Source organism: Sphingobacterium sp. UBA865 (assembly GCF_002295765.1).
GTDB classification, from domain to species: Bacteria; Bacteroidota; Bacteroidia; order Sphingobacteriales; family Sphingobacteriaceae; genus Sphingobacterium; species Sphingobacterium multivorum.
Genome location: NZ_DBGB01000031.1, coordinates 425,411 through 438,610 on the forward strand (window position 1 = coordinate 425,411; position 13,200 = coordinate 438,610).

7 protein-coding genes are annotated in these 13,200 nt (G+C 39.7%); all 7 read left to right on the top strand.

The window, feature by feature from the left end; genetic code table 11:
- The first annotated feature begins 32 nt into the window (after window positions 1–32).
- Entirely contained in the window at window positions 33–3,047 is a 3,015-nt protein-coding gene (locus tag B2O97_RS17850) for a DUF2723 domain-containing protein (RefSeq protein WP_112374862.1), read from the top strand.
- 148 nt (window positions 3,048–3,195) lie between these two features.
- The gene (locus tag B2O97_RS17855) at window positions 3,196–4,596 is read left to right on the top strand and encodes an APC family permease (protein WP_286767795.1); all 1,401 of its coding nucleotides are present in this window, start codon (window positions 3,196–3,198) and stop codon (window positions 4,594–4,596) included.
- A 246-nt stretch (window positions 4,597–4,842) separates the two neighbouring features.
- Window positions 4,843–5,406, top strand: coding sequence for a bifunctional pyr operon transcriptional regulator/uracil phosphoribosyltransferase PyrR (pyrR, locus tag B2O97_RS17860; RefSeq protein WP_112374861.1), 564 nt, complete (start codon window positions 4,843–4,845; stop codon window positions 5,404–5,406).
- A gap of 182 nt (window positions 5,407–5,588) precedes the next feature.
- Entirely contained in the window at window positions 5,589–6,527 is a 939-nt protein-coding gene (locus tag B2O97_RS17865) for an aspartate carbamoyltransferase catalytic subunit (protein WP_046672752.1), read from the top strand.
- A gap of 381 nt (window positions 6,528–6,908) precedes the next feature.
- Complete coding sequence (locus tag B2O97_RS17870; protein ID WP_115046620.1) at window positions 6,909–9,947, top strand: tetratricopeptide repeat protein; 3,039 nt, start codon at window positions 6,909–6,911, stop codon at window positions 9,945–9,947.
- A gap of 6 nt (window positions 9,948–9,953) precedes the next feature.
- Complete coding sequence (locus B2O97_RS17875) at window positions 9,954–11,696, top strand: TonB-dependent receptor (RefSeq protein ID WP_046672750.1); 1,743 nt, start codon at window positions 9,954–9,956, stop codon at window positions 11,694–11,696.
- Between the two features lie 41 nt (window positions 11,697–11,737).
- The gene (locus B2O97_RS17880; protein WP_286767796.1) at window positions 11,738–13,180 is read left to right on the top strand and encodes an SPOR domain-containing protein; all 1,443 of its coding nucleotides are present in this window, start codon (window positions 11,738–11,740) and stop codon (window positions 13,178–13,180) included.
- Window positions 13,181–13,200: the final 20 nt, after the last annotated feature.

Consider the following 13,200-nt stretch of genomic DNA (forward strand, 5'->3'; position numbering starts at 1 on the left):
CGTATTATAATACTTTTTACAGTTATCATTTTATGAACTATACTAAAATCAACAATCTTTTAGGATGGATATGTGCGCTAATAGCAACATTAGCGTATGTCATGACTGCCGAACGATCGACGAGCTGGTGGGACTGTGGCGAGTTTATCGCTTCAGCCTTTAAACTTCAAATTGTGCACCAGCCAGGAGCACCTTTATTCTTAATGATTCAAAATATATTCTCAAACCTTGCCGGTGGAGATGTTACACGAATTGCGTTCTGGATGAATGTAGGATCGGCGGTATGTAGTGGTCTGACCATTTTGTTTTTATTTTGGACAATTACAGCTTTAGCAAAGAAAATCGTTGTAAAGGGTGTTGATGGATCATATACATCAACCGATTTAATCAAAATATTCGGCTCGGGCGCTGTTGGTGCATTGGCTTATGCATTTACGGATACCTTTTGGTTCTCAGCGGTAGAGTCCGAAGTATATGCCATGTCTTCTTTATGTACGGCGGTTGTATTTTGGGGAATTCTAAAATGGGAAAACCACGCCGATGAAGCTGGTTCAGATCGTTGGTTGATCTTTATCGCTTACGTGATGGGGCTTTCTATAGGTGTTCACTTATTGAACCTTTTGGTGATCCCGGCAATAGCTTTGGTGATCTATTTTAAACGTTCGAAAACAGTCACGTCATCAGGAGCCATCAAAGCTTTCTTGATCGGTGTCGTTGTTTTGGCGCTCATTTTATGGGGTATCATTCAATACACCGTTAAAGCGGCAGCCTATTTTGACCTGTTCTTTGTGAATAGTCTGGGAATGGGCTTCGGTACTGGATTTAACTTATTCATGATTTTAGCGGTGGCTCTTTTCGTATATGGTATCTGGTATTCAATCAAAAAGGTCAAACCGATGCTAAATCTGATCTTGATCAGTGCAGCATTTATCATTTTTGGTTATAGCTCTTTTGCCATGATTATGGTACGTGCAAAAGCAAATCCGACGTTAAATAACAGTGATCCAGATAATGCATTTTCTTTTGTAAGTTATCTTGGTCGTGAGCAATATGCAAGTGAGCCTCTTTTAAACGGACCTACATTTGATGCGCAGGTAGTTGATGCCGAGCCGACGTATACGTACAGAAAAGACAAGGACAAGTATACAAAAGTGGAGAACGGCATGGATTATAAATACGATAAAACCATGTTTTTTCCGCGTGTCTACAGTTCACGAGATCAGGGACATATTGAATATTATCGTGATTACTTAAAAATCCCGGAAGGACAGTCGCCGACTTTTGGCGATAACCTGAAATTCTTTTTCAGTTATCAGATTGGACACATGTACGGACGTTATTTCTTATGGAATTTTGCAGGCCGTCAGAATGACCAACAAGGTCAAGGATCATTCACAGAAGGTAATTGGATTTCAGGTGCTAAACCTGTAGACCAAATGCATGTCGGTGGACAAAATGCCATTCCAGATTCATTGAAGACTGATCCTTCGAATAACAAATATTATTTCTTGCCTTTGATCATCGGTCTAATCGGTGCCTTTTGGCATTTTGGAAAGAGACAACGTGATGCGGGAATTGTGGGGTTGTTGTTTTTCTTTACAGGATTAGCAATTGTTTTATATTTAAATCAAAGTCCGCTTCAACCGCGGGAACGTGACTATGCGTATGCAGGTTCTTTTTATGCCTTTGCCATCTGGATCGGGCTTGGGGTTTTCGCTATCGCGGATTATTTAAGCAAAAAAGTGGATGGTAAAGTAGCGGCCGGTGCTGCTACAGTTGCTTGTTTATTGGGTGCTCCGGTATTGCTGGGCTTCCAAAACTGGGATGATCACGATCGTTCGGAGAAAACAACTGCACGTGATTTAGCGAAAAACTATTTAGCATCTTGTGCACCGAATGCGATTTTATTTACTTACGGCGATAATGATACCTATCCTTTGTGGTATGTACAGGAAGTTGAAAATTATCGTCCAGATGTACGCGTGGTGAACTTAAGTTTATTGAGTTCGGACTGGTATATGCGCCAGATGAAGCAAAAAGTGAATCAGGCCGAAGGTTTACCGATCAATATCGATGACGAAAAATTCAAAAAAGGCGTTCGAGAAGTGCTTTATTATCAGGATATGAAGGTTCCCGGACATGTGGATCTGGATTTGATCATGCAGATTTTATTGTCTGACGACCAGAAGAACAAATTGGAATTGAGAGGTGGTAAGTTTGAAAACTTCTTGCCAACCAAAAACTTTAGCCTTCCGGTGAATAAAGAATCTGTTCTGAAAAATAATGTCGTTCCTAAAGCTTGGCAAGAATCTATTGTCGATACCATGAGCTGGACCTACAATAGAAATTATATCTCTAGGGCAGAATTATCAATCTTAAACGTATTGTTGAATAACGATTGGAAACGTCCAATTTATTTTGCGGCAACAGTTCCAAATGATAACTACCTTGGTTTAGATAAATATCTGGTCCAAGAGGGCTTTGCACTGCGTTTAATGCCGATTGCAACTCCTGCCGGGGCGGAAGGTACATTGGTTGATACACAGTCTGCTTATAAAGACATTACTACGAAATACCAATGGGGTAATATGGCACATGCTTCTTACCTGGATCCTGAATCTTACCGCATGATTACCATGATTACAAATACGGTAATGGGCGGTACAGCGACACAGTTGATGATGGAAGGTCATAAGGATGAGGCGCGTAAAGTCGCTGTTGAAACCTTTGAGAAAATGCCAAAACGTGTTTATTTGATGCGTGATATTTTAGGCTATATTCCAATTGTCAATGTGTTGTATGAAACTGGTGAAACGAAGCGTGCAAATGAAATCGTAAACCGTAATCTGAAGTTTATGACCCAAAACATGCGTTGGTATCAGGATATTGCACAAACGAAGCCTGAGCTGGAATATTCAAATATAGGTACAGCATTACGTGCTTTGGGTGCCTATAAGAGTATCTTGGCCTCTACCTCGGAAAAACAATTGCTACAGCAAGTGACCGATTTAGAAAAATCGTATAAACAACAGTATGGTGTTGAGTAACAATTAGAGACATCATTTTAACCGAAGGAGCTGCCCTTTACTACAGGTATTCGAAAGGAAAAACACTTTTTGATGCGATGTAGGAAAGGGCGGCTTTTTTTTGATTATTTTTTCTTAGCTTAACACCATATAAAACCAACCTTAAGTTATGATGAAACGTCAATTAAAATTGTGGGATGCAGTTATGCTGGTCATGGGGTCGATGATCGGAAGCGGTATTTTTATTGTATCGAGTGATATGATGCGGCAGCTGGGATCCGGATATTGGTTGGCGATAGTTTGGTTATTGACCGCATTAGCAACTGTTGCGGCGGCAATCTGCTATGGCGAATTGTCGTCTATGTATCCGAAGGCTGGGGGACAATATACCTATCTGACAGAAATATTTGGGAAGCCAATTGGCTTTTTATATGGCTGGAGTTTATTTACAGTTATTCAAACGGGAACGATAGCAGCTGTAGCTGTAGCCTTTGGTAAGTTTACAGCCTACCTTATTCCGAAGTTAAATGATGCAGCGCCGCTATTTCAGCGTGGAGAGTTTAAGATTACCTGGATACAGATTGTCGCTATGGGTGTTATTATTCTCCTGACCTTTATCAATACAAGAGGGATCAAGAGTGGAAAAGCTGTTCAATCTTTCTTTACTTCAGCAAAAATCATTGCGCTGGTTTTACTGATTTTAGGCGGTCTGTTCTTGATTAAGGAAAATCATTTTTCAGAAAATATGGCTTATGGCTGGGATTCTTTTCAAAATTTGAAAGGTGCTGGCTGGTCGCAGATCTCGGGGGGCGTACTGATGGGGGCATTAGCTGCTGCAATGGTAGGTTCGGTATTTAGTAGTGTGGCCTGGGAAAATGTAACGTTTGTTTCCGGAGAGATTGTCAATCCGCAGCGTAATGTTGTTCGGGCATTGGTTATCGGGACGAGCTTGGTGATGTTGCTCTATATAAGCTGTAATTACATTTACCTAGCGGCATTAAATAGAGAGGAAATTGCTTTTGCGGCAAATGATCGTGTTGCCATAGCGGCGGCTGAAAAAATATTAGGACATACGGGCACGATAGCGATGGCGATTCTGGTTATGATCTCGACCTTTGGCTGTGTTAATGGACTTGCGCTGTCCGGAGCGCGTGTTTTTCAGACCATGGCAAAAGATGGATTGTTTCTGAAGCAGGCGATTCCCAATAACAAATATGATGTGCCCGCACGATCGTTATGGCTTCAGGGAATCTGGGCTTCCTTACTTTGCCTGAGCGGACAATATGGCAATTTACTGGATATGATATCTTTTGTTATTGTTATATTCTATATGATTACAGTGCTGGGCGTTATTATTCAACGTATCCGGAGACCGGATTTGGAACGTTCCTACAAAACCTTCCTCTTTCCGATTACACCAATCTTGTACCTGTTGATAGGTACCGTATTTTGTGTATTATTAATTATCTATAAGCCACAATATACCTGGCCAGGCTTTATACTTGTATTAATCGGTGTACCAGTGTATTTTTTTGCACGGAATAATAAACGTGCCGAGCTAGATGAATAGTCGCTACCTATAGCATTTCGATGTTATGGAATTTGCTGTAAATGGTTGGCAATGCGTATTGTATATAACTTCAAAATCTGGTAATGTGCTGGAATAATGGCTTTGTAAATTTCCCGGAAAGGAAGATAATCTTTGTTTAAATCACTTTTTGTTATTGTGCCAGTTGGATGCAAATATTGAAATTAATTGCCCTTCATGGCTTCGTTTTTGTTAAAAAAAGTGTAGCTTTGCTCAAACATTCCCATAATGAAACAGTCGATTTTATTAGACGGACCAAAATTTCAAATCACAATTCAAAGACTATGTCGTCAATTGATTGAGAATCACGGTGATTTTTCAAATGCTGTCGTCATAGGTATTCAACCCCGAGGAACTTTCTTAGCGAGACGCATCGTCAAAGAGCTTGAACAAATGATCGGAAAAGAGATTTTAGTTGGCGATTTGGATATTACCTTTTATCGCGATGACTTCCGTACGAAAGGGAATACTGGTCCAATCTTAGCAAATAGCACAAATATCAATTTTATTGTAGAAGGTAAAGAGGTGATCTTTATAGATGATGTCTTATGGACAGGACGTACTATTCGTGCGGCAATGGATGCTGTGCAGGCATTTGGCCGTGCAAGAAGAATAGAATTGCTTGTTTTGGTCGATCGCCGGTTTTCTAGACAGATCCCTATTCAGCCCGATTATATCGGAATACAGGTAGATTCTATTGATTCACAAAAAGTAATTGTTAACTGGAAAGAATCAGAGGATCAGGATAGTATTATCTTGATTACAGAAAAGAAGGCGTCAGCTAGGGATTAATAGCGGTGTCATGACGATACTGAAGGTTATTGTTGACCTTTGGAAACAGGCACTTTCAATAAAACCTTCATGACTTCGCAGACGCCAACAGCAATGAAAGCAAACTGAAGGTTCTTTCTGGCCAATAAGATCAGACACTTTCAGAAAAAAAATGATTAGTAAATATTTGAATATACTATAAAATGTCATCTGTAGCAGAACAATTAAGTACCCGCCATTTATTGGGGATCAAAGATCTAAATGAGAACGATATCCAATTGATCCTGGATACAGCAAGTAATTTCAAAGAGGTATTAAATAGGCCAATTAAAAAGGTTCCGTCATTACGGGATATTACGATTGCCAACGTGTTTTTTGAAAATTCTACACGTACACGCTTGTCTTTTGAACTAGCTGAAAAGAGGCTTTCTGCGGATATCGTGAATTTTGCAGCATCCTCCTCTTCCGTAAGTAAGGGGGAGACACTCATCGATACGGTGAACAATATTCTGGCCATGAAGGTTGATATGATTGTAATGCGACATCCCTATGCTGGGGCTGGGGTATTTCTAAGTAAACATGTTGATGCACAGATTGTCAATGCAGGTGACGGAGCACATGAACACCCTACACAAGCTTTGCTTGATTCATTTTCAATTCGTGAACGCTATGGCGATGTAGCTGGTCGTAAAGTAGCTATTGTTGGGGATATCACACATTCACGCGTTGCCTTGTCGAATATCTTATGTCTTCAAAAGCAAGGTGCTGAAGTGATGGTTTGTGGTCCGACCACATTAATTCCTAAACATATTACCTCATTGGGTGTAAAGGTAGAGCATGATTTGAGAAAAGCGCTGAACTGGTGCGATGTTGCAAATATGTTACGGATTCAATTGGAGCGTCAGGATATTGCCTATTTCCCTTCCTTAAGAGAATATTCCATGCTATATGGATTGAATAAAGAGATTTTGGATTCTTTAGAGAAGCCAATTACAATTATGCACCCCGGACCAATCAATCGAGGGGTCGAAATCACATCGGATGTCGCGGACAGCGAACATTCAATTATTTTGGATCAGGTTGAAAATGGTGTTGCTGTGCGCATGGCTGTCTTGTATCTACTAGCAGGGCAACGCGGATAGTTGAAATTGGTTTCGCCCTGCGTTAATGCACGTGGGAGACTAAATAACACTGTTTTCTAATGCTACAATAGTATGCCTGACTTTATTTTTTGTCGGGCATATTTTTTGTGCAAAATTTCCGTTATAATACAGGATTATTCACAGATGTTAATAACTTTTGTGTAAAATAGCTCAATTAAAGTATAATTTAGTAATATGAATAAAACTATCTCCCTAAGAAGTGGAGATTTGAATTGATTTTCAATAAATTTGGGGCTATCTTAAAGCCTTTCATGGCTGAGAAGCTTTTGATAAATTCGCCGGTTAAAGCAAATTTATCGCGGGTTGGAGGGAGATTCATTTACATTTGCAGATAAATAACATATTAAGGTTTCACATATTATGTATAAGAAGATTTACCAGGTGGGAGTTGCATTAACCGTTATGGCGACGCCAGCATTAGCGCAACAGACAGAATGGCAACAAATCAACAAGGCGTACAAAACAGGAATGGAATTGTATGAACGCGGAAAATTTAGTTCTGCTTCAGCCCAATTTGACCGTGTTGAAGCTTTGCGGACAAAATCCAACTTGCAATTGGACGAAACAGAGGAACTTTCTTTGTTGAAAGAGAACGTACGGTATTATCAAGCAGTTTGCGCACTGGAATTGGGCGAATCTGATGCCGAAAACCGTTTTCTGAAATACATTAAGGATTTCCCTGTCAGTGCAAATGCTAAAGCAGCTTATTTTCAAATCGGTAAATCCTATTATGCTAAAAAAGATTATGTTAAGGCCTTAGAGTGGTTTAATAAGATCGATAGCAAAAATTTAGCAGGTAAAGAAAATGTAGAATATCGCTTTAAATATGGATACGCTTCCTTTATGACTAAAGACTATAAAACGGCGAAACCATTATTTGAAGGATTGAAAGATCAAAAAACTGAATTTCAGGAAGCTTCCATCTATTATTACGCGTATCTTTCTTACTTAGACGCCGAGTATAAAACGGCCTTGAATGAATTTGAGCGTTTGAATGGATCCAAACAATTCGAAAATAGTTACCCCTATTATATCACTGCTTTGTATTTCTTGGATAAACGCTACGACGATGTATTGGATTATGCATTGCCAATTTTGTCGCGGACAAAACAAGAAAATGAAACAGAGATGTTCCGTATTATAGCGGCAACATACTTTATCAAAGGTGATTTAAAAACATCAAAAGAGTATTACGATAAATTCCAGGCACAAGATCAAGGTAAGACGCAGAATAATCAGGATAGCTACCAAATCGGTTACATCGCTTACAAATTGAAGGATTACGATAAAGCGATCACGGAATTGGAAAAAATGACCGAGCCTGACGCTTATTATCAGTCTGCGATGATTACCCTAGGTGATGCTTTCTTGAAGAAAGGCAATAAGCAATCTGCGCGTAATGCATTTTTCCGGGCTTCGAAATTGGATTTTGATCCGGCAATGCAAGAAGAGGGCTTATTCAACTATGCTAAGCTTTCGTATGAGTTGGAATTCCACCAAGTGGCTTTGGCTTCTACACAAGAATACTTGAAAACGTATCCAAAATCGAAACGTTTGGAGGAAGCGAAAACTTTACTTGCTGAAGTATTGTTGAGTACAAAAAACTACCGCGAAGCAGTTGATATTTTGGAATCTATCCCTAAACGTGGAAAAGAAGCAAACGCAGCTTATCAAAAGGTAACCTACTACAGAGGTTTGGAATATTATAACGAGCGTGCTTTTGAAAATGCAATTTCCCTATTCATGCGCTCCGAAGAGTTCCGTTATGACGAGGAAATTTACGCTTTAGCCACCTATTGGAAAGCGGAAGCCATGTACGAAGTTCGTAAATATGGTGAAGCGGTTACAAATTTCAATAAATTCTTACGCTTGCCGGGAGCTAGCAAAACGGATGTGTATGGCTATGCCAATTATGCGTTAGCCTATGCGGCTTTCCGTAATGGTAACTACAGCACGGCGGCAAATTACTTCGAGCGTTTCTTAGCGTCTGGTGGTTCGAAAGGAATTGAAATGAATACACGTAATGATGCAATTGCACGCTTAGGTGATTCTTATTTCTCTTCGAAAAACTACGGTAGAGCATTAACAGAATACAATAAGTTAATCTCTTCTAAAGCTCCTAGTCAGGATTACGCTTTATTCCAACGTGGTATTATTCAAGGATTACAAGGGGATAACAATGGTAAAATTTCAACATTGAATGCTGTTATTGCGCAATTCCCGAGTTCGAATTATGCCGACGATATTGCTTTTGAGATTCCTTATACACGTTTCTTGATGGGAGAAAGTGATCAGGCAATTGCAGGCCTTCAAACAATGGTTGAAAAATATCCGCGCAGTAGTTATGTGCCACGTGCTTTGGTGACGATTGGTCTGGTTCAATATAATCAAGATAACAATGATGCTGCATTGGCAACTTTCCAACGTGTAGTTGACCAATATGCATCAACAGATGAAGCAAGACAGGCCATGCGTTCCATTGAGAACATCTATTTGGACAAAGGCGATGCAACAGGATATATCAAATATGCAACGGGAACAAATTTAGGTGACGTTTCGAAATCTGAACAAGATTCACGCTCATTCTCGACTGCGACGACTTTATTCTCCAGAGGTAATTATCAAGGGGCGGTGGAAGCTGTAAATGCATATTTCGACAAATTCCCGAAACCAAATCAAGAGAAATATGCACGTTTTGTTCGTGCTGAAAGTAACGCAGCTCTGGGTAATACAGAAGATGCATTACATGATTACAATATTATCTTGAATGACTGGACGTCTCCTTATACAGAACGCACGTTGATTTCGGTTTCCAATTTATATTTGAAACAAAAGAAATATAACGAAGCGACACAGTTGTTGAAAAAACTGGAGCTTACTTCTGAGTATAAGGCTAACTATGGTTTCGCAATCAATAACTTAATGGTCTCTTATTTTCAGATTGGGGATTATAAAGAAGCCTTAAATTATACCAATGCTGTCAAGAATTACGAGAAGTCTTCGGAAGAGGAGATCGCAAATGCCTTCTTGTATGCCGGCAAATGTTATGTGAAGCAGAATAAGAAAACTGAAGCCATGAAAGAATTCAGTTTAGCAGCATTGAAGAGCCGTACCGTCTTCGGTGCAGAAGCAAAATACAATGTTGCAGTGCTTCAATTGGAAAATAAACAATACGATGCTTGTATTAAGACAGCTATGGATCTATCTGATAATTTCTCTTCGTACGAATATTGGGTAGCGAAAAGTTTTATCACTATGGCAGATGCTTATGCAGGTAAGGGGGATACTTTCCAAGCAAAAGCTACACTTGAATCGATTGTGGATAACTATGATGCGAAAGATGATATTTTGCCAGCAGCAAAAGAACGTCTAAATAAATTGAACAACAAAAAGAAATAGGATACAATGAAGAAGTTGCAAAATAGAAACGTGAAGAAATATACTTTAGCAGCGCTTTTGATGGGCGTGGGATTGAATTCTTTTGCACAGGAAACAGGCAAGAAGAATGATCCTGAAAAACCGGTCACTATCGATTCTTTTGATGTTGTTCGTGATTATAAACCAATTCTTGCGGATGCTGTAAAAATCCGCCGCAGTCCGGATATGACCAACAAACGGGAATACCAACCCAAATTGTCCTACAACAATATTTTGGACAAGAAATTGGATATCAATACGGGGTTGAAACAATTGAATGTACAGGAGATTCCTTTTGCGCAACCTTTTGAGCATAGTAGCAACTATGTCAAATTTGGTATCGGTAACTATAACAGTATATTGGGAGAGGCTTATTTAGCTTCTGAGCAGTTTGAAAACACACGATTTGGCTTATTTGCAAAGCATTTGAGCCAAAAGGGTAATATTGATGGACAGAAGTTCAGTACACAGGATATCGGTATCTTTGGTCGCCGTGTATTGGATGCCGTAACCGTTAAAGGTACCATCGGATACAATCGTTATGGAACGAATTTCTATGGTCAGACTTTTGACCAATCGGGAACAACTTTGTTGAATACAACTCCGGATAAACAGACCTTTACAGATATCTATTTGAATGGAGAGCTCTCAAGTAATGTGGATCCGAAGAATGAGCAGGCATTAAGCTATTCCGCAAAAGTTGATGGCTATTTGTTTAAAGATGCCTACAAAGCCAAAGAAAATTCGATCGCATTATCCGGTTATTTGAATAAGCGTTTAAGTGCATTCAATGTTGGGGCAAATTTAAGCGTGACAATGAATAACGTGAAAGATAGCGCTGAGGTAAAAAATCATTTGGCGGTTATCAATCCATATATTCGTTTTAAGGGCGACAACTATAACGTAACCTTGGGTGCGAATTTAACTTCTGAATTTGGCGATAGCTCAAGATTCAATATTTTCCCATCGGTGGAGGCTGATTTTGCATTGGCACCTGAATACATCTCTTTGTTTGCCGGGATTAATGGTGGCGTAAAACAAGCTTCTTTCCGTAGTTTCGCTAAAGAAAATCCGTATTTGGCTCCTAACGCTAAAATGATCAACTCGATTGAGAAAATGAATGTTTATGCAGGTTTAAAAGGAAATGCCGGTGCAACATTTGGTTATAAAGTAAAGGTATTCTACAAGCAGATTGAAGGACTGCCTTTATTTAAAAATAGTGCATTTGGCGATAGTCAAAATGGTTATGTGCCTTGGGCTTTTGATGTCGTTTATGATGGCGTGATCAATAAGGCTAAACATATGGGATTGGAAGGAGAAATCAATGTACGTCTTTCACAGCTGGTTAATCTAGGCGGAAAAGTGTATATAGACGATTATAAATTGAGTGATGAGGAAGAAGCATGGGGCTTGCCCAAATTCCGCATGCAAGCTAATGCACGCTTCAATATTTCCGATAAATTTTTCGTAGATGCTGAACTTTCTACACAAGGCAATACCTATGCATATATTTATGATTATAACACAGATGGCAGTCGTATTGCCAACAGTGGGCATAAGGCAACAATAGGTTCATTTGCTGATCTTAATGCGGGCGCAGAATACCGAATCAAAAAACAATTTGGTATTTTCGTCAAAGCAAATAACATTTTTGGAAAAGAATACGAACGTTATATGTATTACCCAAGATTGGGCTTTAATGTAATTGGTGGTCTTAATTATTCGTTTTAACGAATTAAGATTATAAATTTGCATCTTAAACATAGTGCGCGATGAATCTAGGCAAAAACATCAATAGTTTATTAAAACGTTATGCGGAAGTATACGTGCCCGGAATAGGTGTGTTCAAACGAATTCATTCTCCGGCTCAGTTCGATAAACAAAATAATGTGTTTTTGCCACCAATTTCTTATGTTGAGCTGGACTACTCTGCTCAACATGGGTTTAATATTGTTCATTATATCCAACAGCAGGAAAACTTGGGCCTAAATCAGGCACAACAGATCTTGTCGGAAACTGTTGAGAACCTGCGGGCTGATTTGGGGCAATTTGGACAGGTCAAATTGGATGATCTTGGCTTATTGATTAGTTATGGCGCAAGTTTAGTCTTCAAACCCTTGGATCTATCTGGATTCGATTTCCAGCCCGTTACAAATCTTGTTGCATCAGAGATTGAAACAGTCGTTTCTTCTTTGGAAGAAGCGAAAGAAGAAGAACTTACGAACTTAGCTGTTGAAGATGACCCTGTTGTTGAAGAAGATCCTGTAGTGGAAGCTGATCATAACATAGAGCCTGTCGGGGAGTCTATTTCGGATACGGCAGATGATCAAGACGAAACGATCGAGGTTGAAGAGGAAACTGAAACAGCACACGAGCCGGCCGTTGTAAAGGATCCTGTATTGAATGAGACTGTACAGGAAACTGAATTGGCAAATGATCTTAATGATGATGAAACCGAAGAATCTCCATTAACAAAAGAGGAAACGGAGGAGCTTGAACCTGTGGAGGCAGCTTTGATAGCTGGTAGTAATCAATCGGTTACTCCAGAGGAAGAAATCACTTCAAAAAAAGAAATCGGTGCTATTGCGTCGGCTAACGCCAATTCGGCATATGCACCAAATATCTATGAGGAAGAGCCGCGTAATTCAAATGCGATCTGGTATTGGATGACTGGAATTATTGTGCTGGCAATGGTTGCTGTTGCGGTCGTTTACACCAATCCTGCATTAAAGGATTCGTTATTCGGGTCGACCAAACCTGTCGTAAAGACGGCAGATACCCTTGTTCAACAAAAGCCGATCATACCTGCTGATACCTTGTCCAATACGCAAGCCGATAGTTTAAAGCAAGTCGATTCATTGGTTAAGCGTAATGTAGCCGATTCTGTTAAAAAGACAGCTGCTGTACCAGCGACCAATGCTGCAGCAAAACCTCCGGTTCTGGAAGCAAATCCTGTGATTAAGGAGTCCATTCCTGTTGCTCAACCGCGATACCAGGTGGTCATTGGATCAGCAAAAACTATGGCAAGCGCCGAGCAGGAGGCACAACGTCTTCGTGCGATGGGCTATAAAACAGCACGGGCAGTTGAAGGGAAAAATAAAAAAGATAGAAAGAAAATTATCTTAAATACCTACATGACAAATGAGGAAGCACAGCTTGCGAAGAAGTCGGTACTCAATAAAATTAAGGATGCTTGGGTAGAAAAGATCTTATAAAAGTTAAAACTATATAAAAC